This window comes from Bacillus sp. SD075 (assembly GCF_017355165.1).
GTDB lineage: Bacteria > Bacillota > Bacilli > Bacillales > DSM-1321 > Peribacillus.
The window spans coordinates 34315-59014 of sequence record NZ_JADILK010000029.1; the positions used below are offsets into that span (position 1 = coordinate 34315).

Annotated in this window: 23 protein-coding genes and 2 pseudogenes; 19 read left to right on the forward strand and 6 right to left on the reverse strand. The window is 36.1% G+C overall.

Annotation, left to right across the window (positions count from 1 at the left end; translation table 11 throughout):
• Positions 1-98: 98 nt before the first annotated feature.
• The 3 genes from IOC57_RS17550 to IOC57_RS17560 are packed head-to-tail and all read right to left on the reverse strand — an operon-like array spanning position 99 to position 3807.
• Positions 99-1211: a GerAB/ArcD/ProY family transporter gene (locus IOC57_RS17550; protein ID WP_207439901.1), complete on the reverse strand. Its 1113-nt coding sequence runs from the start codon at positions 1209-1211 to the stop codon at positions 99-101.
• A complete protein-coding gene (locus tag IOC57_RS17555; RefSeq protein WP_207439902.1) occupies positions 1208-2305 on the reverse strand; it encodes a Ger(x)C family spore germination protein in 1098 nt (365 codons plus the stop codon). Before IOC57_RS17555 ends, IOC57_RS17550 begins: the two co-directional genes overlap by 4 nt.
• 26 nt (positions 2306-2331) lie before the next feature.
• On the reverse strand, positions 2332-3807 hold the full coding sequence (locus IOC57_RS17560; RefSeq protein WP_207439903.1) for a spore germination protein: 1476 nt from the start codon (positions 3805-3807) through the stop codon (positions 2332-2334).
• Positions 3808-4608: 801 nt separating this feature from the next.
• On the opposite strand from IOC57_RS17560, the gene IOC57_RS17565 reads away from it, so the two are divergent.
• Both IOC57_RS17565 and IOC57_RS26005 read left to right on the forward strand, forming a co-directional pair.
• Complete coding sequence (locus IOC57_RS17565; protein ID WP_286184970.1) at positions 4609-4809, forward strand: hypothetical protein; 201 nt, start codon at positions 4609-4611, stop codon at positions 4807-4809.
• Positions 4810-4922: 113 nt separating this feature from the next.
• Positions 4923-5098: pseudogene (locus tag IOC57_RS26005) on the forward strand (TIGR00366 family protein); the annotation flags it as partial.
• Positions 5099-5231: 133 nt separating this feature from the next.
• Here the strand turns inward: IOC57_RS26005 and IOC57_RS17570 are convergent.
• Positions 5232-5414 (reverse strand): YolD-like family protein, encoded by a 183-nt coding sequence (locus tag IOC57_RS17570; protein ID WP_207439904.1) that lies wholly within the window; start codon positions 5412-5414, stop codon positions 5232-5234.
• Between the two features lie 423 nt (positions 5415-5837).
• On the opposite strand from IOC57_RS17570, the gene IOC57_RS17575 reads away from it, so the two are divergent.
• The gene (locus IOC57_RS17575; protein ID WP_309487725.1) at positions 5838-6038 is read left to right on the forward strand and encodes a phosphodiester glycosidase family protein; all 201 of its coding nucleotides are present in this window, start codon (positions 5838-5840) and stop codon (positions 6036-6038) included.
• Positions 6039-6366: 328 nt separating this feature from the next.
• On the opposite strand, the gene IOC57_RS17580 is transcribed toward IOC57_RS17575, so the two are convergent.
• On the reverse strand, positions 6367-6606 hold the full coding sequence (locus IOC57_RS17580) for a hypothetical protein (protein WP_207439906.1): 240 nt from the start codon (positions 6604-6606) through the stop codon (positions 6367-6369).
• A 167-nt stretch (positions 6607-6773) separates the two neighbouring features.
• Here IOC57_RS17580 and IOC57_RS26545 point away from each other — a divergent pair, with 167 nt between their 5' ends.
• From IOC57_RS26545 to IOC57_RS26550, 10 genes and pseudogenes are all read left to right on the forward strand, one after another.
• On the forward strand, positions 6774-7205 hold the full coding sequence (locus IOC57_RS26545; RefSeq protein WP_207439924.1) for a YkvA family protein: 432 nt from the start codon (positions 6774-6776) through the stop codon (positions 7203-7205).
• A gap of 1285 nt (positions 7206-8490) precedes the next feature.
• Positions 8491-10107 (forward strand): ABC transporter substrate-binding protein, encoded by a 1617-nt coding sequence (locus IOC57_RS17590; RefSeq protein WP_207439907.1) that lies wholly within the window; start codon positions 8491-8493, stop codon positions 10105-10107.
• A 130-nt stretch (positions 10108-10237) separates the two neighbouring features.
• Positions 10238-11200 carry an ABC transporter permease gene (locus IOC57_RS17595; protein WP_207439908.1) on the forward strand — a complete coding sequence of 321 codons (963 nt, stop codon included), beginning with the start codon at positions 10238-10240 and terminating at the stop codon, positions 11198-11200.
• A 10-nt stretch (positions 11201-11210) separates the two neighbouring features.
• On the forward strand, positions 11211-12134 hold the full coding sequence (locus tag IOC57_RS17600) for an ABC transporter permease (RefSeq protein WP_207439909.1): 924 nt from the start codon (positions 11211-11213) through the stop codon (positions 12132-12134).
• 45 nt (positions 12135-12179) lie between these two features.
• A complete protein-coding gene (locus IOC57_RS17605; RefSeq protein ID WP_207439910.1) occupies positions 12180-13202 on the forward strand; it encodes an ABC transporter ATP-binding protein in 1023 nt (340 codons plus the stop codon).
• 2 nt (positions 13203-13204) lie between these two features.
• Positions 13205-14038: an ATP-binding cassette domain-containing protein gene (locus tag IOC57_RS17610; protein ID WP_207439911.1), complete on the forward strand. Its 834-nt coding sequence runs from the start codon at positions 13205-13207 to the stop codon at positions 14036-14038.
• Between the two features lie 14 nt (positions 14039-14052).
• Positions 14053-15462, forward strand: a complete 1410-nt coding sequence (locus IOC57_RS17615) for an amidase (protein ID WP_207439912.1) — start codon at positions 14053-14055, stop codon at positions 15460-15462.
• Between the two features lie 109 nt (positions 15463-15571).
• Positions 15572-16795 (forward strand): Zn-dependent hydrolase, encoded by a 1224-nt coding sequence (locus tag IOC57_RS17620; RefSeq protein ID WP_207439913.1) that lies wholly within the window; start codon positions 15572-15574, stop codon positions 16793-16795.
• A 23-nt stretch (positions 16796-16818) separates the two neighbouring features.
• Positions 16819-17202: a hypothetical protein gene (locus IOC57_RS17625; RefSeq protein ID WP_207439914.1), complete on the forward strand. Its 384-nt coding sequence runs from the start codon at positions 16819-16821 to the stop codon at positions 17200-17202.
• A 465-nt stretch (positions 17203-17667) separates the two neighbouring features.
• A pseudogene (locus IOC57_RS26550) lies at positions 17668-17966 on the forward strand (DUF6884 domain-containing protein).
• A 65-nt stretch (positions 17967-18031) separates the two neighbouring features.
• On the opposite strand, the gene IOC57_RS17630 reads toward IOC57_RS26550, so the two are convergent.
• The gene (locus IOC57_RS17630) at positions 18032-18781 is read right to left on the reverse strand and encodes a hypothetical protein (RefSeq protein ID WP_207439915.1); all 750 of its coding nucleotides are present in this window, start codon (positions 18779-18781) and stop codon (positions 18032-18034) included.
• A 519-nt stretch (positions 18782-19300) separates the two neighbouring features.
• Between IOC57_RS17630 and IOC57_RS26340 the strand changes: the two genes are divergently transcribed.
• The 6 genes from IOC57_RS26340 to IOC57_RS17660 all read left to right on the forward strand — a co-directional run bounded on the left by IOC57_RS26340 (position 19301) and on the right by IOC57_RS17660 (position 24575).
• Positions 19301-19885: a peptidoglycan-binding domain-containing protein gene (locus IOC57_RS26340; protein ID WP_207439916.1), complete on the forward strand. Its 585-nt coding sequence runs from the start codon at positions 19301-19303 to the stop codon at positions 19883-19885.
• On the forward strand, positions 19885-20073 hold the full coding sequence (locus IOC57_RS17640) for a hypothetical protein (RefSeq protein WP_048683874.1): 189 nt from the start codon (positions 19885-19887) through the stop codon (positions 20071-20073). Before IOC57_RS26340 ends, IOC57_RS17640 begins: the two co-directional genes overlap by 1 nt.
• 30 nt (positions 20074-20103) lie before the next feature.
• Positions 20104-20583 (forward strand): hypothetical protein, encoded by a 480-nt coding sequence (locus IOC57_RS17645; protein ID WP_207439917.1) that lies wholly within the window; start codon positions 20104-20106, stop codon positions 20581-20583.
• A 386-nt stretch (positions 20584-20969) separates the two neighbouring features.
• Entirely contained in the window at positions 20970-22112 is a 1143-nt protein-coding gene (locus tag IOC57_RS17650; protein WP_207439918.1) for a tyrosine-type recombinase/integrase, read from the forward strand.
• Positions 22109-24202, forward strand: a complete 2094-nt coding sequence (locus tag IOC57_RS17655; RefSeq protein WP_207439919.1) for a tyrosine-type recombinase/integrase — start codon at positions 22109-22111, stop codon at positions 24200-24202. The genes IOC57_RS17650 and IOC57_RS17655 overlap by 4 nt, the downstream gene beginning before the upstream one ends.
• The gene (locus IOC57_RS17660) at positions 24195-24575 is read left to right on the forward strand and encodes a DUF6262 family protein (RefSeq protein ID WP_207439920.1); all 381 of its coding nucleotides are present in this window, start codon (positions 24195-24197) and stop codon (positions 24573-24575) included. The genes IOC57_RS17655 and IOC57_RS17660 overlap by 8 nt, the downstream gene beginning before the upstream one ends.
• The last annotated feature ends 125 nt before the right edge of the window (positions 24576-24700 follow it).

The following is a 24700-nucleotide window of genomic DNA, read 5'->3' on the forward strand; positions in this document are numbered from 1 at the left end:
TGCATTAAAAAGCCAGACGTTTTCAGGCAATTTACATTCTATATAAAATATGGATTCATTATTTTTTTATAAGTATAGTCAAAAATCGGTAGCACATACTAGCTCTTATAGAAAATATGGTTATGTTTTTTTCTGTTCTTTATAAAAGCTGTCAAAAGGAGTAATATAGGCACAACAATTTGCAAAGGAATATGTAGGTAATAAGGTACTTTGTGAATTCCAATATAAAGATGTTCAATATGATTAGGCGCAATGGCAAACGACAAAGTTAAAATTAGAAGTCCTATGGGTAAGATTAATTTATTTCGGTTCTTTATTTGTAAGATATCTGCTGTTCCAATAACAGTACAATAGAAGAAAATTAACACTTTAAAAATCCCTAACGTAACCAATGTAATAACAACTAGAGATTCCAAACGGGTAATAAAATGAGCAATATCCACAAGAGAAACAGCTGAAAGAAGTGGAAAAATAGATGATTCTACAATATCTTCATTTAATATCATAATATTAACAATAGAGGAAAAAGCCAAGAAGAGACAACTGGCTATAATGGCATATAATCCTATTTTTTTTACTTTCGATTTCTGATCAAGATCAGGAAAAATCATTAAAAAAGCAATCATCTCTCCAAATGGAATGGTTAACGCTGTTGGGAAAATTGTATGGAGGATTGGAGACCAATCTCTCGGGATAATAGGCCGTACATTATCTACTTCCATTAACCCATTAATGCATTCAAAGAAAATGATTACAGATAAAATAGAAAAAAGAAGAACAAATCCAGCTAAAGCGACTCTTCCTATTGTTTGTATCCCTTGTTTAATTCCATACATGCATACACCTATCATCAATGCTGCAATTATAACTGGAGAAGTATTACGATAAGCCATTATTAATAATAAGGCTGTAAAGTCTCTCAAGATACGTGCCGCCATATACATGAAATAGAGGACATACAAGAAGCTAATTATTATTCCAATATGCTTCCCCCAGATTAATTGAGTATATTGAGTAAGAGGCAAGGAAGGATAATAGGTATGAAGCTTTGTGTATACTAGATAAAGCAAACATCCTATTATGCCTGCACCTATCAAGGAAATCCATCCATATTTACCCGCAGGTCGCCCTACTTCAAGCAATAGAGCGCTTCCTATTTCAAATAACGCAATGAGGCAGAAAAATTGAATAGTATTTATTTTCTCTTTCATTGTGTTTCTCCCCTTTGGAATTGGTTTGAATGTGTACGTGATCCTGCTGTTTTAATCGAAATATCAACGTGAACTTCTGTGTGGGCTCTTTGGTAAAGAGAACTCCATGATTTACGGTAATATTCCCATTGAGAAGGATGTTGAACAGATAACTTTCTACCAAATCCTAATGTGTCTGTTTGATATTTCTGGGTAAGGGCAATCATCTTTTTAATTTCCTTCTTCATTTCTTTCTCTACACTTTTTTCAATAGGCTGAAGGTCATTATCATTTTCAATGGTATATGAGCCCTTTATCTCTTCTATCTCTGCTATCCCTTTTACATTCATCTCATTATAAGCTATTAATACAGGACGTATTTCATGTTTCTTACTCCATGTAACCCATTTATCTTCTTTAAAAAAGGCTGTCCCATCTACCTCAGGAGAAGTAGGAGATGCTTTTTCTAGATTAGATAAATCACCTGTACTCTTTTTCTTATTTGGGAATGCTACCGTTGAAATAGCTACTTCCTGCCCATCATCTTTAATATATTGAATAATCTGACTAAGAGTTAACGCTTGACCCGTACCTGCCACTTTCTTAACATTCTCTAGATTAGAAATCAAAGAGTTGCTTGGTATTTTATTTAAAGGTGTGAGCGCGTTTAAAATAGAACTTGCAGATGCATTATGGGAAACTGTAACAGCCGTTGATAAACGGACACCGGGCTCTCGGTCAAACAACTCTAGAGCATTAAGTAAACCTTCTTTCGCTATCTCCTCACTTATTACCACTATCTCTAAATGAGGAAAACTAGCTGGACGAGGGAGTTTCTCGAAGCTCTTCCACATAGCTTCACCTACGGTTCTTCCTTGTCCTTGATAATTTAATATGGCCGGACCTTGCCCTCCTGATCTGCTAGCTGAAGAAACATTAGAAGGATTGACGACCTGTAGAGTAGCCTTATATGTTCCATCATTTTCTTTATCCAAGGCCACACCGGTAGCAAAACTAATCTGATTTACTTCTTTATAATCACCACAAGCTGTAAGAAAACTACATAACGAAATGATTGCTAGAACTTTAAACCCTTTAGAAAATCTTACGATCATGTCTCCCACCATCTCTTTTAGACCTCTTATTTTTCATCTCTTATCTTATTATTTTTTCGCTTCATTTGACCCCAAGGCATTCGAACAAAGCTATCTTGTTGAGCAGCAGGATTAAAAGGAGTCATAGGTAATAAATATGGTACACCAAAAGAATGTAGCTTAGCGATGTGAAAACCAATAAAAAATAAAGATAGCATAATACCATATAAACCTATAAAAGCTCCCATAAATAAAAAAACAAATCGTAAGATTCTGGCCGTTGCTCCAATGGAATATTGAGGTACAGCAAAGCTGCTAATGGCCGTTAAAGCTACGATAATTGTTGATACAGAAGAGACAAATCCGGCCTCTACTACCCCTTGCCCAATGATTAGAGCACCTACAATGGATGCTGCCTGTCCCGAAGCTCGGGGAATCCGAATGCCTGCTTCTCGTAGAATCTCAAATGTCACCTCAAGCAAAAAAATTTCGACAACAGTTGGAAAAGGTACTCCTTCTCGTTGTGCAGCAATACTAACAGCTAAGTTAGTAGGAATCATTCCAATGTGATGGGTCACTAGAGCTACGTACACACCTGGTGTTAACAATGAGATAATAAAAGAAGAAATCCTCAATAAGCGTACGAAAGTGCTAATATCGGACTTTTCATAATAATCTTCTGCGGTTTTGAAGTGATCCATTAATAGCGTAGGACAGATAAGCCCAAATGGTGTCCCATTCACTAAAATGCCTATTCTCCCTTCCAACAAGTTACCAGCCATTACATCTGGCCGTTCTGTATTAAACGTACGGGGAAAGGGAGAATATGTTTCATCTTCTAAAAAACTTTCGATATATCTCGATTCCAAAATGCCATCGATTTTAATACTTTTTACTTTCTCTTTTACTTTTTTTAATATAGAAGCGTCTACAACATCCGATATATATAGTATAGCTATATCCGTTTGTGTCATTTCCCCTAATTTAGAAAATTCAATGCGTAAACTAGGATGTTGAATACGTGAACGCACGAGAGACGTATTAGTGCGGATATTTTCAGTGAAGCTGTCTTTGGGACCGCGAACAAGAACTTGTGTAGTGGGTTCGCTAATGGAGCGAGAATCAATGGATTTAGTCCCTATCACTAACACTTCTGAACTCTTATTAAAAAAGATGACTGTATTTCCAGAAACAAGAGAAGATAAAATAGTATCCCACTTAGACGTTATTTCTACTTCTGAAGCAGATAATACCTGGTCTTTTAGATATTGGTTTAAATCAGCTGTTCTATTAGGTTCATTGAAATAAAAAGAATCGTTACTTACTTCCAAAATTGGTTTGATAATAGAAGTTTCGATCCCTTGTTTATCACAGATCCCATCAATATAGACAATGATTAAATCTATTCGGTTATGTAATTGAAGTTCTCTAATTAACAGGTCAGAATCAGCACCCAGTTCTTTTTCTAGATGTATCTTAAATTGTTCTATATTTTCATTTATTAGACCACGTTGAATTGCCATTTTGGTTTCTAGGTCTCCTTCTTTAATAACGCTTACATACATGATGATTAGGATAACCTTTTAATAGGGGAAATATACCTGAATAGAGCGAGGAGGAGAGGATATAAGAAAGCTGAAGTAGAAATTTTAAAGCTTACTGAACTCCTTCATAGAATTAAAAAAACTCTTGTTCATTTTCAAATTATTAAAAGGGGATTTTTAGGTGCGAAAGAGCAAAAGGGAGGACCCGAGAGTATAACATATCAAATCTTACAGTGTAGAAGAATAATTATCTGTATTTTCTTGTACAGGGATGTAACGAAAGGACGAGGGAAAGTATAATGGTAAAAAAACAAAAATTATATATTTGGGAGGAGACCACGTTAGAATATTAAAATATATTGTATTTACAAAAGAATTATGGTTTGTAGCAGCGGAGACATAAGCAGGTTGTTAGCGTTAGCGATGATGAATATCATACAGCTAAAAGTGTATAACAAAAGAGCTTAGATAAAATCATGTGGCAACATCCAAGTTTAATTATGCATAAAATATCTATTTCACGTATCATAATCGGAACTTGAAGGATTATTAGCGTTTATTTAATATTGAATGCTCCAACGAAAAAAAGATTGAATTTACTGCACGGCTAATCGAAATGCTCACTCAAAAGGATTAATTTGAGGTGAATATTTTGGATTGGTGATATCACCACGGCTAACTGTGATAAAGTTTTCGTGGTGATTGAGTAGATTATGTTAAAAGTTAAGGTGAAAGTAAAGGAAAAGGATTCTCCATTCCCGTTCCTTATGAGATTTTAAGATGGGTAGTTTGATTATTACTTCAAAGAGAGTTAACCGCATGATTATTAAGGCAATTGAAAAGGATGGCAGTAAAGTCAGTTTTCCGGAAATTGAAAGAAAAGGTTTAAAATCATTGTTGCAAGGACTTTCTATACACAAAGGCCTAGTGCTTGTGGAAACCAAATTAAAAGACGGTACCGAAGTAAAAGGGAAGTTGTGAAGCATTATTCGAATAGGGATATTGCTTTTTTAATAGGGGGAGAGTCATTACGAGAGCTCAGGAGAATGGGAATAGAGCAGATACTTAATTAGTAGGACAGAAGGAATTTTTAATCAGCTGCCTGGGGAGGCTCCTGGACTAACCATATTCAAACATTCTGGGCACTCCCCACTCCCAGCTCTTGCTATAGCTATCGCAGGACTAAAAGCTAAGGATATAAAAGGGTTATTGTGTATTGACACTCTTTGTAAGTGATGTGGTTATTTCAATAGGACTCTTATTTTTTTAAATACAAGGGAATTGAGCTTTTTAATATTGGAATTTTCTTAACGTTGTAAATTCGTAGTTCTAAAGATAAATGTATGATAGTGAAGAATAATCTATAAAAGAGATTATTGGGATCCCTAATATAAGCATTTAGGTTAATGAATTTCTTTGATACCAGATAAACGAATAGAGAAAATTTTTTGATTTTCATCTATTAAGGAAAGGGTTTGATCATTAAGGTTAAGCTTATGCATAGAGCCCTTACATGTTTTTAATAATCCGTTATTATAATAAGTGATGGTTGTTATGCCCTCTTTCTTCAATGATTTTAAGATCATCTGATTAGTTCCTTTCTATTTGGTATTATAAAAGTCAAATGTATGCTAACTGTCAATTATTTATGGAAAATGTATGCCAATTGATGTAATCTCAGGACATCAATTAGTATATGTACATTATACACCAATAAACGTAAGCGGTTTCATTGAGATTGTGAACAATTTGTGAAAAAATGAACAATTGAATACGAGTTTCTTAACAGTTTTGTATGATGTTAACAATATCGATTAATGAAAAAAATTTAGAATTTGTCGAAATATAGCTTTGTATAAGGGATTATAGATTGAAAGGAAATATCTGGTGAATCAAGGGATACAAGGATAATACAGCAAGGATTGTGAAATAATGCACTAGATTATCGACCTTTTTAATGTATAATTCTAACTGAAGTTAAAGTTGAAAAGAGAAAAAGAAATTTTGGAGTGAGCCACTTTGGATATAAAAAACAGCTCCCTAATTTTGAAGAGAGTGCGAAAGTCATGAAGTTATTAGGAGCCGTCAATGCCATCAATCTTGACGGCGGCGGATCGACGACTATGACGGTTGGGGATCATCGAGTCACAAGTCCATTTGATGCAACAGGTGGACGACCGATTGCCGACGGAATATTGTTAGTAGAATAATAAATGAACTTGTAAAAGAGATCGGTCCATTTATTGAAGTTCATTTCATTGATTTTAAACAAAGAAAATATTTATAGTTATATGTGAACTGATTTACATGATATTCACCCGGTTATAAAAAGTACAGATCAATTAGAGATTTTACCGGTGAACGGAAATATCAACTGAAATACCAAAACTCAGCATTCGAAATACAAGAAGGATTTGAATTGATGAAATTTTAAATGTTTATTTCAATATACTTGTTTAAAAGTAAAAATATTTAATTGAAGGAACTCTTCAATTAAAAAAAGCACTTTACCTGCAACGGTTAAGTACTTTTTTGTATCTATTTATTTAATACTTCTTTATTTTGATTAATGATAATTTTATTTCTTAAAATCATTTCTTTATTATTAAGTCCAATATTTAGTTCGGCAGGATTGCTCATCTTTTCTAGGAGTGACGATACAGATATTTCTAATAATTCAGGGATAGGCATGTCTGTATTATCTGATAAGATTTTCAGTTTGCTGATTAATTCAGGAGATAACAATGACTCTAATGCTAGTCTTTCATTTATGTCCATGAATGTACCCTCCATATGTTGATTTATTTTATTAGTTTCATTATATAATAGAAAGTTACTAGAATGAGATTTAATCATGTGAGGAATTGATGTCAATTGTAGGCGTAGGGTGTAAATAGGTAATCTTCCTATTAATATGGTAAAATATTGATGAGGAATAGGAGGAGATTATAATAGATACAACTAAATACTCAGATGATTTTTCTGAAGATTCATTTTGGAAGAAGATTAAAAAGTTTGGTAAAAAAGCAGGCGTTTCAGTTGTTTATGTAGCTTTATTATTATATTACACACTTAAAAAGCCAGAAACCCCTGTTTGGGCAAAAACAGTAATTATTGGTGCCTTGGGATATTTCATCCTTCCGATTGATTTAATTCCAGATTTATTGCCTGGTGGATATACGGACGATTTCTCAGGGTTATTTGGAGCATTAGTCACTGTCTCAATGTTTATTGATGAGGAAGTAAAACTAAATGCAAAAGACCGAATTAGGATCTGGGTTGGGGCAAGTGCAATTTCTGATACAGATTCTGTAGACGATAAATTAAATAAGAAAACGGATCAAGATGAGCAAGAAGATAAAGATAAAGATAAATAAATTCTTCTCAAAAAGCACTTACTTTATATAGGATAAGTGCTTTTTGTTTGTTTATTACCGTTTAGGTGCTTTTTACGTTTTGGGAGTATGTTGGGTTAATACATAGAATTAGAATCGAACCGTTGGTAAGGGTGATTCTTTTAGAATCGGAGAACGGTCATAAATTAATGGAAATCACATGTGAAAAGATTAAGAGAAGAAACGATGGCAAGCTATCATGATTAGTGGCAACTAGGGGCAAAGGCTCTGATCAAGTTCATGCTCATTATGCTGAGAGTTATGATTTTAGCACTAAGGATACTATAACAAAAATCAGAGAGTTGTAATTAACAAAACCAAATCAAATAGGAGTGCTCAATCACCTTATCCTAGGGTGAAGAAAATGATGAAGTAGGTTCAGCAGGTTGTGGACTTAGGAAAAATTAAAAACGAGTGGAGATATGTAATCATTCTAAATATTTCACCAGACTTGGATAATCCAGATGATTTCTGCCTATTATGTGAGACATGACTATAAGTATTCAGCGTTGTTTCAATATCAGCATGACCTACTCGTTCCAAGATAGCTTCCCATTTATATTTTATTGAATCAAAATAGGAACATGTGTAAGTCTAAGGTCATTTTAGGTGAGTCGATTTTCTCTTTTAGATTATAGAACTCTTTGCGGAAATTTCTTGGTATCATGGGCTTTCCATTCTTTGCGCAATCTGTTTCTGTAGAACATATTTCCTGCAAAATCTTGAGAAATAATTTGGGTTTAGTCTATCTGGAAGTTTTATAAAGGAAAAAACGAGATTCTTAACATGTTATATTTTATAACATTAATTAACGTTAGAGAGATAAAATTACTCTGTGAAGTGAGGGAAACAAGCAGTTTGGACTATTTTACGGAAAATTATGTGTGAGATTTCCTGACACTAGTATTGAATACTATTAATTTTCAGAATATAATGAACCTCATAAGATAATTAAAGATTACAGAGGGAGTTGAGGCCTATCAAATTTCGTATAGCTGTCGTTTGCCCTGAACCATTAGTGACAGATATTTGTGAGATAGTTTCTGAGTTTAATGAAGTAGTAATAACCATACTGAATAATCGTTGGGAAATAAATGGGTTGGCTGATCAGTTTTCTAAATAAAAACCTCATCTTAAAAGCCCCTCTTAAGGGAAACGTCACTTGTGGGATAGACAACTAGAACATCGTTTCATCTTCAAAAACAATGCTTTCCAGATTCACTATATATAATAGAAGTAATTTTTTTACTTACATAGGAGGAAAAAAATGAAAAAGAAAAGTTTGGCACTATCGATCTTATTGAGCTTCGTACTCATTTTAACTGCATGTAATGTTGATTCAGGATCATCCGCTGATAATAGCAAAGAAAGCTCTGGTGGTAGAGAATTAATCATCGGGATGGAGTCAGAAGCAGATGTTCTAGACCCGCATCGTGCAGGTGGATGGGTAACGATGAGAATCACGAATCAAATGTTTGAACCTCTAATTGGGGAAGATTTAAGCAAATCATCAGAAGAATCAGCAGTACCAGAGTTAATCCCTGTATTAGCGAAAAGTTGGGATGTCTCTAAAGATGGTAAAACTTATACGTTCCATTTAAGAGAAGGGGTTAAATTCCATGATGGAACAGATTTTAATGCGGAAGCAGTAGACTTTAACATTAAAAGATTAACAGATGAAAATTCTGAATATTACGATAAATTGGGAGTGGGACGTACCTTTAGAACCTGGAAGTTTTTTGAGAGCAGTGAAGTAGTGGATGATAACACCATTAATATTCATTTAACATCTCCATTCTCAGAATTTCCGAGAATGTTGGCACAAATCAATTCATTGCAAATTGTTAGTCCCGAGGCGATTAAAAAGAATGGCAATGATAGTATGGGAGAAAATCCGGTTGGAACAGGTCCGTTTAAGTTCGATAGCAGAGAAAGAGGCAAACATATTACCCTTGTAAAAAATGAAGACTATTGGGGAGAAAAGGCTAAGCTGGATAAAGTGATTTTTCGACCATTATCAGACCCGGCAGCAAGGGTGTTAGCACTTCAAAATGATGAGGTCGATATTATTGCTGTTCCGTCTCCTGATTCTATTGAAAATTTGAAAGATCAAGGATTTAAGGTTGTTTCAGGTACACCTCCGCATGTTTGGTATTTAACGTTTAATTTTGATAATGAAAATATGAAGAATCTGAAAGTAAGACAAGCAATTAATTATGCGATTAATAAAGAAGGAATTGCCAATGAATTGTTAAATGGAACCGTAACGCCAGCTTATACTATTCAATCACCTGGTGCAGTGAACTATGGTGGTGAAAAAAAATGGTATGAATATGATCCAGAAAAAGCAAAACAGCTTTTAAAAGAGGCAGGCTTGGAAGCTCGATTTAAAACAACACTGCAAACATCTGTTGATGGTTCAGGACAATTGATTCCAGTTGATATAGCCGAATGGATTCAAAGGGATTTAGCTGAAGTTGGAATTGATGTTACTTTAGATACTCAGGAATGGATTACTTATTATTCTGCTTATAGTAATGGAATGGAACCAGATGTTGGAATGAACCAAATGTCATCTGGCCGTACATCTCCTTACTTCCTATCTATGGTTGCCCACTCTGAATTTGTAGCACCAGGAGGCTTTAACTCTGGTAAATATGTCAATCCAAAGTTAGATGAAATTCTTGACAAAGCTTCTACCTCTGTAGAGGAAAATAAGGCATTGGAGTTATGGAAACAGGCAGAATCAATAATTATGGAGGATGCAGCGTTTGCTCCGATTGTCAATGATTCAGCACCTTATGTTATTAATTCCCGTGTGAAAGGATTCGTTATACCATCAGAAGAATGGTATACATTAGCACCTGTATATATTGAAGAATAATTAGTTTATAAAGTACATGATCCATTAGCAAGGGCTAACCCGTAGAAGACATTATACCTAAATTGTTTTCTCGGGTTTTGTCCAATTGTAAGTTATTGTCATTATAGTGAATCGGTTAGGAGGCGCTTAATTGCTGAGATATATCCTGAAAAGAATCTTATCAACAATCCCTGTGCTTTTTGGGGTTACAATTATTGTTTTTTTATTAATCCAAATGATACCGGGAGATCCTGCCAAATCAATTCTCGGTAGTGATGCAACACCAGAAGCAGTTAAAGCCTTACGAGATGAGATGGGATTGAATGAAACGCTCTTGACACAATACGGATTATGGATGATGGATTTGCTTAAGGGGGATTTAGGTTATTCTTATACTCTTCATAAACCAATTATAAATGAACTTCTGCCAAGATTTGTGAACAGCTTGATTTTAACAGTCGCTAGTTTACTAATATGTATTACATTAGGGGTTATCATAGGGCTCATCAGTGCATTAAAAAAAGATCGTGTGATTGATAAGGTAAGTATGGGAGCTGCATTAATTGGTGCCAGTATGCCAGTGTTTTGGATCGCCTTAATGCTTATGTGGTTATTTGCAATTAAATTACAAATGTTTCCGGTAAGCGGAATGTATAATATGAGAAATCCCGGCGGCTCTATGGATTTACTTCATCATTTAGTTTTACCAGCCTTTGCAACAGCAACCGTTTCTCTTGCTGTGATTGCCAGATTAACAAGAAGTACGGTTCTTGATGTGCTACAAAAAGATTATGTAAAATATTTTCACTCGTTTGGTCTTTCCAAAACAAAAATCAACTTTGTGCATGTGATGCGAAATTCTCTTCCGCCAGTCATCAATATTTCTGGATTGCAGGTGGGGTATATTATGGGAGGGGCTTTGTTTAGTGAAGTTGTATTTAACTGGCCTGGCATCGGACAGCAACTTTATACAGCCGTAACATCCAATGATTATCCTACTGTTCAATCTGGCATTCTCTTAATTTCCTTAACCTTTGTCATAGTTAATTTAGTTGTCGATCTATTAAACGTTTGGTTGAGTCCCAAATTACAGGATTCTATAAAAGCAGAATAGGGGTGAAGGGATGGCTGAGAAGTGGAAACTCTCAAGTAGAGCTTTTTTCAGCAATAAAATGGCTTCAATAGGAGCGGTTATTATTCTATTAGCAGTTTTTCTAGCAATCTTTGCTAACTTTGTTGCACCGTATGATCCGAATACGGTAGCAGAAGGAAGTAACCGATTGCTAACTCCAGGAACAGACGGACATATCCTGGGAACAGATCAACAAGGAAGAGATATTTTAAGCCGAATCATTTTTGGAACGCAAACATCCCTAATTTCAGCGGTTGTTCCTGTTGTCATTGCAGCTGTTGTCAGTATTGCACTTGGAATTATAGCAGGATATTATCAAGGTTTTATCGGAACCTTGATTATGAGAGTAATAGATATCTTTTTTGCTTTCCCGGCCGTGTTATTGGCGATTGCCATCGCTGCCATTTTAGGGCCAGGGTTGCTCAATGTCATTATTGCGATGATTATTGTTCGCATTCCTTATATGACACGAGTTGTTTATACAGATGTCCTGCAAGAAAGCCAGAAGGAATATGTGGAGGCTGCCAAAGCATTTGGAATAGGAGAGTTGGAAATCATGTTTAAGCAAATTCTCCCTAACGTATTACCGAGTTTGATCGCATATGCGACAACACTTGCTGGTGTAACGATTGTAACGGTAGCAGGTTTAAGTTTTATCGGGCTTGGTGTTCAGCCTCCGACAGCTGACTGGGGCCGAATGGCAAGTGATGGCAGTAAAGTGTTAATGCAAGGGTATCCGCATGTTACATTCATTCCAGGCATCGCCATTTTAATCTTATCTTTTGCCTTCAGTATGATTGGTGATGGATTAAGAAATGCCCTAGATCCATATGAACAATCAAAAATGAAAGCTAAGAAGAAAGTGAAAACAGAAAAAACCACAGGAGTCGGTGTAGGACAAACGGCTAAAGGCTGAGAGAAGTTTTTATACAGGCAAAGAGGAAAGGGTGGTTAGATGAAAATGGCTGCTTCACTAAAAGAAGAAAGTATTTTACTTAATATAGAAAATCTTTCTACGAAAATAAAAACGGCTGACGGTATTCTAACCGTTTTAGAGGATGTTAACTTTACTGTGCAAAAAGGTGAAATCATGGCGATTGTCGGGGAGTCCGGTTCTGGGAAATCGATGACCATTAACTCCATCCTGAAACTGCTGCCTGAAAATTTGATAGAAGAATATAACGGTTCAATTAAAGTAGACGGTAAAGACGTCATTACCCTCAGTGAAAATAAAATGCAGGAAATTAGAGGAAGAAGAATTTCTCTGGTGGCACAAAATGCAATGACATCATTGGATCCCTCTTATCGGGTCGGTAAACAAATTGTTGAAATTATGGTGGCAAAAACGGAAGCGACGAAGTCTCAAGCAAAGGAAAAGGCCCTATCTCTTTTGGCTCAAATGGGAATTGATGATCCGGAACGGATTTTCCAGTCTTATCCACATCAATTAAGTGGTGGTTTGCGGCAGCGGGCGGTTATTGCGATGTCACTTGCTTGTGGTCCAGATTTAATTATTGCTGACGAACCGACATCTGCTTTGGATCCAACCGTGCAATTACAGGTATTAGATCTATTTGTCAAAATAAATCGCGAATTCGGTACGGCTATTTTAATCATTACACATGATTTTGGCGTCGTTGCCCGAATCGCACATAAGGTAGCTGTCATGTATGCCGGACAGATTGTCGAAAACGGGGCAGTTGGCGATATCATTAATTATCCCCAGCATCCTTATACGCAAAGTTTACTAAAATGTATTCCTGATATGGACTGGATATTTAAGGAAACCATGGTCAAAAAACCATTATTTCAGATAAAGGGAGAACCGCCAAATCTCTTGGAATTACCGCAGGGCTGCCGTTTTTCCGGCCGCTGCCATTTAGCTAAGGATGAGTGTCATGTAACGAAGCCGTTATTAAAAAAACAAAATCGGTATAATTCAAATCATTTAGTGCGCTGCGTGTTGACTGAAAGGAGCCGTTAAAGATGAAAGACAATACTTTAATTGAAGTAAAAGAATTGCAAAAGATCTATGGCGGAAAAAATGGTATATTGCTTCCCGGTAAAAAGGTGACAGCCGTCAAGGATGTCAGTTTCTCCATCCGTGAGGGAGAGACGTTTGGTTTAATTGGTGAATCTGGGTCAGGCAAAACGACAGTTGGAAGAATGATACTCAGATTGATCGATCCGACAAGCGGATCCATTATCTACAAAGGACAGTCGTTAATGGATTTATCTAAAAAATCGATGGCTGCATTGCGAAAGGAAGTCCAAATTGTTTTTCAGGATTCTGGATCAGCCTTTAATCCACGTAAAACAATCGGTTCTCAAATTGCTCAGTCTTTGCTTAAATTTGGAGTCAATCAAGATATCCAAGTGATTCGCAAAGAAACTCTCCATATGCTAGAGGTGGTTGGTTTGAGAGCTGACTTCTATGACCGCTACCCGCACGAACTTTCTGGCGGACAGCGGCAGCGGGCAGGAATTGCACGAGCGTTAATTTTGAAACCTAAATTTCTCGTTCTCGATGAACCGGTATCCGCACTAGATGTTTCCGTTAAAGCACAGATTATTAATCTATTAATGGATTTACAAAAAGAATTTAACTTAACCTATTTATTTATCGCACATAATCTGGATTTAGTTGCTTATTTTTGTGATCGAGTGGCGGTTTTATCAAAGGGGGAAGTGATTGAAACAGCTTCGACGATGGAGTTGTTTAAAAATCCTAAACATGAGTTGACGAAAAAATTATTAAGCTCCATTTTGACCCTGCAAGGGGATTTGGGAGAAGTTTATCGAAAAATAAATGTGATTTGAATTGGAGGAGATTAATGATTAAGGAATTGTTTTTTAAGGATATACAGACGATTTCCGGCTTTTTACAAAGAAAAGAAATCTCACCGGTAGAATTAACAAAACAGCTTATAGAGCGAATTGAAGAACTTGAGCCTACCCTTAATGCGTATATTACGGTGTTGAAGGAGGAAGCTTTGAAACAAGCAGTGTCAATGGAAAAAGAATTTGCAGAAGGGAACATCCGCAGTTCCCTTCACGGAGTGCCGATTGCAATTAAAGATATTTTTGAAATGAAGGGCAGCATTACAACTTCCGGCTCAAAGGTGTTTGAACATTTCATTGCAGAGCGGGATGCTAAGGTAATGGCACAATTGAAGGCTGCCGGAGCAATCGTCATTGGCAAAACCAATCTTCACGAGTTTGCCATGGGCGCTACTACAGAAAATCCCCATTATGGTTCTACCCGGAATCCATGGAATATAAAAAAAATACCTGGCGGTTCCAGCGGCGGTTCCGCTGTTGGAGTGGCAACAGGGACAGCTTTCGGAGCGGTTGGAACGGATACAGGCGGATCGATTCGCCTGCCGGCTGCACTTTGCGGTATAGTCGGCTTAAAGCCAACTTATAATCTAGTGAACACAGATGGCTGTATGCCATTAAGTTGGACACTCGATCACATCGGCCCAATGACGAGAACGGTAGCTGATAGCCGCATCATGCTGAGAATCATGGCTGATCCGGAAATGGTTAGTCTTATCGATTTAGGTACGGAACTCACGGATTTGCATGGGGTTAGAATAGGTGTATGTGAAAAGTACTTTTTTGAAAGTATGGATCCAGAAATGAAAAACGTGGTGCAAGCGGCATTGCTGCAATTAATGGAACTAGGCGCAGAAGTGGTTTCTATTAAACTCGAAGATTTGGAAGAGGCAATTGAAGCACAAAAAATGATTTCAAAATCGGAGGCGTATACGCTCCACGAGGAGAATTTCGCAAAAACGCCTGAACTATATGGAAAAGATATCGCCTACCGTCTGAACTTAGGACGTAGCGTTCCTGCCACACAATATATCAGAGCCAGAAATACTCGCAAACGTTTTATAGGGCATGTATTAGAGTCAATGTCTCAGCAGGGGCTGGATGTTCTATTTACACCAACAAATGCAATCCCGCCTTTTGATATTGGCAGCATCCAGCCAGAAGAATCATTGAATAATATTTTCACATTAGGCCGGACTCCGCTCGGGAATTTACTAGGATTTCCCGTTATCAGTGTTCCGTGTGGTTTTACTGAAGAGAAAATGCCGGTAGGCTTCCAACTAATTGGGAAGCCGTATGACGATGGAAAAATCATGAATATCGCTGAAGTATATGAGAAGTCCACGAATTGGGTGTCTTGTTTAGAAAAGAATAATGCTTATAAGGCAGAAAATATTACACTGTAAAAATGCCGATAGAAATAGCATATGGTAATGATGGAAAGTCGTTTTGTTATTTGGTCACTGTTGTAAAAAGATAGGAAAATGATCAATGGCTAGAGAGGGGCATATAATGATGGAAAAACAAATGGTACTCGTAAACGAGGAAAAATTAAAGGATACATTAGAGAAATTTGCTGACTTTGGACGAACAGAAAAAAATGGCGTTACCCGTTTGTCCCTGTCAGAAGAAGATAAAGCAGCAAGAGATTTCTTTTGTTCTTTCTGTGAAGAACTGGGAATGACCATCAAAGTGGATGATATGGGGAATATCTATGCCACCTTGGAAGGACAAGAAAATAAGCCTCCGATTGTAATCGGATCGCATATAGATACCGTCAAAAAAGGTGGCCGTTTTGACGGAATATTGGGAGTAGCTGCTGGTATGGAGGTAGCTCGTACTTTAGTGGTAAACAATATTAAACTGCGTCTTCCCCTTACTGTTGTCGCTTTTACGAATGAAGAGGGCGCTAGATTTGAACCTGTTATGATGTCTTCAGGCGTGTTATCAGGGAAATTCGAAAAAGAAAAGATGATGAAAGTGAAAGATGTCGATGGTATCACTTTTGAAGAAGCTCTAAATGCAATTGGTTATAACGGCAGCGAAGAAAACCGTCTAAAAGAAGCGACCGCTTTATTAGAATTACATATAGAACAAGGTCCAATTTTGGAAAATGAAAATGTAAGGATTGGTGTGGTCGAAAGTGTAATCGGCATGTGTAGCTATGAAATGCAAGTAACCGGTGTGTCCGACCATGCAGGAACCACCCCGATGGAGATGAGAAAAGACGCTCTTATGGCATCCATCAATATTATTACAGAAGCGCGGGAAAAGCTGAGCAAACTCGATAAGGCGTTGGTTTATACGATGGGGAGATTCAATATCTTTCCGAATATCAATACCGTCATTCCAAATAAAGTCGTGTTTACGATTGAATCCAGACATAAGGATGCGGAAGTTATTAAACGAGTAGAAGAAATCATTCAAGGTCTATCGCAAGTAGAAAATAATGAAGGGTGCGAAATCAAAGTGACCAAGCTTTGGGATCGCGACACGGTTCTATTCGATAAAAAGCTTTGCGCTGACTTGGAAAAAGCATCTGGAAATCTCGGATATTCCTATAAACGAATGGACAGTGGAGCTGGCCATGATGCACAATTCATCGCCAGTTATATTCCGACCGCTATGCTCTTCGTTCCAAGCATAGATGGAAAAAGTCATTGCGAAGATGAACTTACTAGTTGGGAAGACTGTGAAAAAGGGGTAAATGTCCTGATTGAAACTATACTTTCCATGTAGGGAAGATGGGGAGAGGATCGGTGATGAAAAGGCTAATAGATAAATTAATCGCGAGTAGTACAGCCTTAACCAACGAAAGGTGTTTAATAGAAGGCCAGACTATAGTTGAAAAAAGAGATAGAACATTTAGAGTTACAGACAATGTTCATTTCCCTAGCGCTGATGTAGAAGAGGGTGACAATTTAGATAGCTCAGTTGCAATAAATTGGTTCGGTAATATCATTGTTCAGAATCAATACTCAGAATACAACTTGTGTTACATTATAGGAACTAACAACCTTCCTTATCCAGTGTATTTATTGCAATTTGACATCTACAATGATGGGGAGCAATTAGTAAATTGGAACCAAAATGGTTTTGTTAAATTAGGACATCATGATTTAGAGATTGTTCAAGAAATATTATAAGACAACTTCAGACTCCTCATCCCTTCTATATAAAGAAATAAGATGAGGAGTATGGAGTATGTTCTATGTTGATTTAGATACATTAGGCTAATCGGAGCAAAGCGGAGATTGGTCTAATGGGCGGGGAGGAATGAGTGAGAAACGAACTCATGACGGGCTGCCTAGCCTATCTTTACTTTGAATAAATATTGGGTAGCCACCCCGTACCTACGCTACCGCTCCGTTCCTCTTAAGCAGTTGCTCATTTTTCACTAACGTGAAAACGGCAACTATCATTATCATAATATTATTTATTATACACACACGAAGAGAGTAGTGAGAGTTTCCCTGCTCTTTTTGTTTATGGTGTATTATTCCGTGTTAATCTTATGACTACTAAGTTTATCATTATCAACAAAATGTTCAATATCATCAAATTCATTTGTGTGTGGCACAATTTACCTAAAAAGAAAGACAATGATGTAATTGAAAATAGCATTCGTAAGTTATACTAACTTAAAGGAAATCATCCATTGTGAAGCTGAAAAGATGAGTCAGAAGTCTACCTTGTTTAGTAAGGCAATCAAGTACATTGAGCTACAGAATTATGATAACTGGTTTATATTATCCGCAAATATGGACTTCTCAGTAAAAAACAAATGATTGCTCCTTATGATTTGAAATTGAATAATATGAAAGTAATAGAGGGGAAAGCTTGGGCAAAGTTGGTGCTTGGTCAGGATGAGGAACAACTAGAGCAAAACGCAATCCAGTATGATTTGTAAACAAGAGGTTAATGATGTAATCCACTTTGTTACATAATCTTAACAAAGTGGATTTGAAAAAAATATCAATCTAAATACCTGTAAATTTTTTCTTGTAAAAATGACATTACTACACTTCGGAAATTTAAAGCAGTAGCCAGTACTTCAATTTGTTCTGGAATAGTGAGCTGCTCGAATCGTTTGGCATGTTTAAAGAAGTATTGGAGAAATTTGCGTTTTTCATCTGTCAGTCTTTCTTTGTTACTTTGCGGAAGACCTGCACTTTTATATAAGAAATCTTTTACAGTGTTATCGAGACTGAGGTTGTCAATCCAATTCAAGGTTTTTTCTGTTGTATGGTTGTTTATATATTCCTGTGGGACAGTTTGTTTGTAGTGGTAATCCTCTAAATCTTGTTTTGTGAATCCAGTCATTTTTATGACCTGTGATATAGATAAATTTCTTGCTTGGAGCTTGTTTAGAAGGCTTTGCTTACTAGTCTTATTTGAATCCCCTTTGTTATGAAGCCTGCGAAGTATTTTTAGGTATTGTGAGGGTTTTCCTGTGAATTCTTCAATTATACAGGGAACTTCTTTTAAATTTGTTTCGTTAATCATGAAAAGATAACAATCATATCTTCCTACTAAAAAATACTCTTCTTTTTGAGGATGTTTTTCAACAGGTAGAAGTAAATCAAAAGTATCAAGATAGTGAAAATTAATATTCATCCTTTTATAAAACGTTTTTGTAATATGTGGGATGTATAAGGGCTTTATTTTTTTAATCGGAATCCAGTTAATCTCTTTTGGAGAATACCTGTTATGTTCAACAAACATATACATACCTCCTCGCAGTATGTATATGGGAATCAAAAATTGTCCTATTACAATATAATTAAAGGACAATTACTTAAGCGAAACTGGATTGTGCTAAAGTGACTAAGAAATTATAGTCTTGATTGTTGAAGTAGCTGAAACATTTGTAATTGTATCTTTTTGAGGATTAATAAAACTGTGATTTCATTAGGAGTAACACACCCTTTTACTCTTAATGGTGCGTTCGTATTATAAGGTTAGCCAGTTTTTTAACCTGGACCCTATAGAGTAGACACTTATAAAAGGGAAGGAATTAGGTGTTACAGCCAGATCTATTCAGAAAATCTGTTTGAATCGTACTTATAAGGAGAAAATTTAAAGAAGGATATTAAATTTTCTCCTTTATAGAATAAATATTACATAGAAAACCAGGATAGAATACATAAGTAATACATAAATATAGCATTTAAGATATTAAGACTAGATAAAATTCACATAATACCTCAAAGGTAATAAAATACTTATGAGGTGATTTTTGTAGTGTTAAGAATAAATGAGCTTGATAATGCAATTGATTATTTAGAAAAGGCTAGTTTTCATTATAAGAACCGAGAAGATAAATATTGGTTTAAATGGTTAACTATTTCTTTGCATGGGGCACTTTATGGATTTGGTGTTTGTGCAGTACAAGGTTCAAGTGCTAGTCTAAGAGTTTTGAAAACTCCAAGGAAGAAGAAAATAAAAGAATTTTTACCGATGCTTAGTGAATTATTCTTAACTCCTGACGAACCATACTCAAATGATCACCAAGCTGTATTAGCTGATGAACATGCATTGGCATTAATGAAAAGACTTATTGAAAGTGATTTAAATGGAATTTGGACTATTTTAACAAGATGTGAAGATCTTACCAAACCCGTTGCTTCTATCGTCAAGTATCCGGGCAAGGTTATAAAAGTCGGGTCGAAGGGTAAGGATGTTGAACGGATCCAGCGTGCGGTTGGCGTTAAGCCTGACGGTATCTTCGGCAAAGGGACGGCAGCAGCGGTCAAGGCGTATCAGAAACGTAAGAAACTTTCGGCTGACGGCATCGTTGGCGCTAAGACCTGGGCGGTGATGTTCTAATGATGACGATTATCAAGCGGATTAAATTCCAATACCTCTTTTCCTTCGGACTGCTGATCGTTTTGTCGGCGGCCTTATTTGTGTTTTACGGAGATGAGCAAACGCGGAATCTTATTATCGGCGCGTTAGTTATGAACTTCGGCCAGATTACGGGGTCCTTCTTTCCGAAGAAACACGAAGATATTTAACGAAATAATTGCGGAAGCTTACGAGGAAAAATGAACCCATTCGTAGGCGGATGCGTACATATAATTAAAAGGAAAAGGGACGGTGCTATTATGGGATTTTGGAAACAGGTTATTAAACCTCGGATTCAAGTCAGCGTATTGGCAGGTGGTCACGTATTAACTAATAATGTGGAAGCTAAAGAAAGCGTTAACAGAATGACCATAATGAAGTGGAGTCAGCCAGGCAAGGTCAAGGTTACAACTGCATTTGGACAAAAACACTTCAAACTTTCACGGATTGAGTGGGAACACGGTGAAAGTCGAAACGTCGGTAAACCTAAAAGCAGCACGATTCTAAGTACTGCTCTTGTAGGTTCGGTCGGTGCAATCGCTGATGTAGCAGTCCGAGCAATGAAAAAAGAAACTTCAAACGCTTACATTTATTTAATCGACGAAGAGGGCGTTGAGCACAAAACCCTTATTCAGTGTACAAAGGAACAATTTACGCAAATATCACGCATAGTTTACTAACCTCGACCAATAGGTCGGGGTTTTTCCAATAATCTACTAGTCTGCGAAAATGGTTCGCTCCACCTGCGCCATGTTAAACTTATAGACGAGGTGAATTACGTTGTTCATATCGCCAATGCTATTGCACAAATCCGATGATCCGTTCGACTCCTCCGATTACTTAACGGAGCTGAAGCTCGACGGCATCCGCTTAATATATTCCGTTGATGCGGCCGGTAAGGTCCGCTTATATACACGCCACAATAACGATTAACTATACTATAATAATTAGAGGATAAAATGTTCAATATACGACCATTAATTCTCTTTTTTTGTATATTAAAATGATTAAGAAGATTTAAGAAAATATGTCTACTATGTTTAGTATAGGGGGGCAAGTTTAGTAAATGAGGGTTCAAGAAGTTTTCCTAGAGAATCACAGCAAAAGATACATGCTCATAGATGATGAGGGAGTTCCTATTCTTCCGGTGTTAAAATACCTAAAATATCTAGATATAACGGGAAAGAGTACTAATACGCAAAAGACTTATTGCTACGCATTGAAACAATATTTCGATTACTTAAATCAAAAGAATATCAACTATAGCCTGGTAAAATTAGAACACTTAGTAGAATTTATAGGATGGTTAAGAAACCCTTTTGAAAGCTTAAATACTACTCCTATTTCCAAAACAAAGGCTAGAAAGACAGAGAGTACAATTAACTTGATTCTTACGGCAGTTACAGGTTTTTACAACTACCTTTTCAGAAACGAAGAAATTCCAAAAGCATTAGCTGATACTGTTATGCAGGAGGACTTTAATAGAGGACAGAGACAATATAAAGATTTCCTCTACCATGTGAATAAAAATAAATCAGTACATAAGAACATTTTAAAAATCAAAAAGAAGAGGAAAAAAATTAACACATTAACTAAAGAGGATGTAAGTGAATTAATTAAAGCAACTAGTAACATTAGAGATAGGCTGCTTTTGCAAACTCTATTTGAAACAGGACTAAGGATTGGAGAACTACTTTCACTCTACCTGGAGGACTTTGTGTTTGATCACAAAAATGGTCACCGGATACGCTTAGTTGATCGGGGAGAATTAGAGAATGGAGCAAGATTGAAGACAGGAGAAAGAGAAATTTATGTTTCCCAAGAATTAATGGATTTGTATGATGACTACCTATACGAAATTTTAGATGAAATGGATATTCATAAAAATTTCGTATTTGTCAAACTACGTGGGAAAAATGCAGGTCAGGGCATGAATTATCAAGATGTATCAGCTCTATTTAAACGATTAAGGAAAAAAAGCAATATCTCTGTTCATCCTCACCTATTACGGCATTCTCACGCGACTCTATACTACAAACAAACTGGTGATATTAAACAAGTTCAAGAACGGTTAGGCCACAGTAATATTCAAACAACCATGAACTTATACCTTCACCCTTCTAAAGAAGATATTCGCAATAATTGGGAAAAAGCTCAACATGCTTTTAAGATTTACAACAAGAATAATCCTGGGGGAATCAATGAATGAGTATTAATCCTTTATTAAGCCGGGATTTTGAAAGTGTACACGATTATATGAGGAATGAATTATCGTCCTATGTGGTTCGTAATATTGATGGGGATGAAAATGTGCATAAAGTAATTGTCAATAATCCTTATTTTTTAATTGAGAATTCATGGCATATTAATTTTTTTAGGACAATTTCTAATTTTAAATCTTATTTGGAGAATCCTACTTTCAATAGGAAAATAATCCATTTTCCATTCAAGAGCGAGCTAATTAATTTAGAACTTAAATTTTTCGTGTATAGAAAAATATTTCAGGATGAATGGACCATGAACACTTTGTTTGTTGGAAAAGCCAATAACATTCAACTATTTAACCGTTTTGTAAATGAAAAATACCCCAATCTCAACTCTCTCACTGATTTGAATATTGACAAGGCGAACAGGGAGTGGCTATCTTGGTTAGAGAAAAACGGAGTATCGACTTTTTACATTAGCAAACGGGATGGATATAAAGTTAAGTCTCCCCGGGCCAAGTACTTATTAAATCTTCTAACTGAGTTTAATAAACTAATAGACTTTCGAGATGAATGGGAAAAAGACATCTGGGAAGCTAAAAACCTGAATAAAGAATATGGTGTATATTTTAATCAGGCAGCCAGTCAAACTAAAATGGACTTTACAGCGATTAATAATATGAGATTTCGTGAGGAAACGAAAAAATATTTAAAACGCCGTTTATTGTCAAATGATTTAACCTGGGGATCGGCCAGAAATTATTTGAACTGTATTCCCGCATTCTTAGATTTTATTTTCTCACTGGAACCTGATTGGGATGACTTGACCAAGTTAACTAGAAATCATATTGAAAAATATCTTGAGCAACTAAACAAAGACTTAAAGGATAATCAAAGAGTCACAAATTCACGCCACTATATCATAAAGGCGGTATCCTTGGTTAAAAAATATCTTCAGGGTTTACAAGAAGTTTATTCAGATTTAGCACCTGAAAAGGATATTAGAGTACTTATTTTCCCGGAAGATAAACCAAAATATAAAAGAAGGTCAGATAAAGTAAACTACATCCCAGATGATGTCTTAGAGCAGTTATTTGACAATCTAAGCTATCTTCATGAAGATGTGCAGCCCATAATATGGATATCTTTTAAAACAGGCTTACGATTATCTGATACTTTAAGGCTTAATCATGATTGCCTAGTAAAACTGAATGGGAAATATCAAATTGTAACGGACATTTCCAAAACCAATGTCCAAGATCACTCTATACCAATAGATGAAGATTTAGCGAATATTCTCGCCGTGTTAATAGACAAGTCAAAAAAATATAGCAATGAAGAAAACAACCCAAATCGGTTTGTTTTTGTAAGATATAGAGGAGTTAGAAAGGGACGTCCTTTTTCGAATAATTGGGTTAGCGAAAAACTTAACGAACTTGCAGGTGAAAGAAGGATAATCGATGAAAAGGGGAATATTTATCATTTTAGAATCCATCAATTTAGACACACATATGCAGTAAAGATGTTAAATAGTGGTGCTGATATTCTTACAGTTCAAGAACTTTTGGCACATGCTTCACCTGAAATGACCCTTAGATATGCAAAATTGTTAGATGGTACGAAGCGTAAAGTGTTCGAAGAAGCCATGAAAAATGGATTGTTTAGTTTTGATTTTAACGGTGAAATGAAGCAGGTTAATTCGGACGAAGAAGTACCTTCAGATCTACTTGAGATGTTGTGGCGAGATCATAAATTAAACGCTATAGATAATCCTTACGGAAGCTGTCACGCAAGAATTAACGGTAATTGTCCTTATTCAGAGGAACCGCCATGCTTAACATGTAATGGTGGAAGTCCATGCAAGGATTTAGCGATTGGATTCTCTGATTTGGATAAACAAAAATACGAATTATTAATTAAGACAGCGACAAAAACAATTGATATCTTAGAAGGCCGTGGAAGGACTGAAATAGCTGAAAAGAATAAAATGAACTTGGAAAGATACCAAAACATCTTAAACACTATTGAAGAGGGGAATATTATTTTTGGTCGCTTAGATCGGCTAAATAGAAAGAAGGAGTCCATTAATGTCTAAATTTAACCTGCAAACACATTTAAAACAAGTCCATAAAGAACGTAGGGCAGCTACCACTAAAAAGGTAGATGAAGCGATCCAACGGCTTGTTCGAGCAAATGAAAATATTAATTTTAACAGTGTGGCAAGTGAGGCAGGAGTTGCAAAAGCGACCCTTTATAACAATCTAGTCCTTCGTGAAAGGATTGATTCTTTAAGGCAGCAGCAGGTGACCGTTCCTACTAAAAAACAGATTCAACGAAAAATGAATGACAATAACAAAGATGCTCTAATCGATTCATTGATACGTAAAATCAAAAGAATAGAGCAAGAGAATAAAGATTTAAGAGTGCAGTTAAAAGTAGCTTATGCAGATATATATAAGAAAATATAACGGTATTTGTATCTTTTTAATAAAGTACAACTAAAAGGAACTAAATACCCCTTAACTAATGGGGCGTTGGCTGAAAATCAGAGCTGTCTTTAAGACAGCTTTTTCTTATGGTACTAACGGGGCAG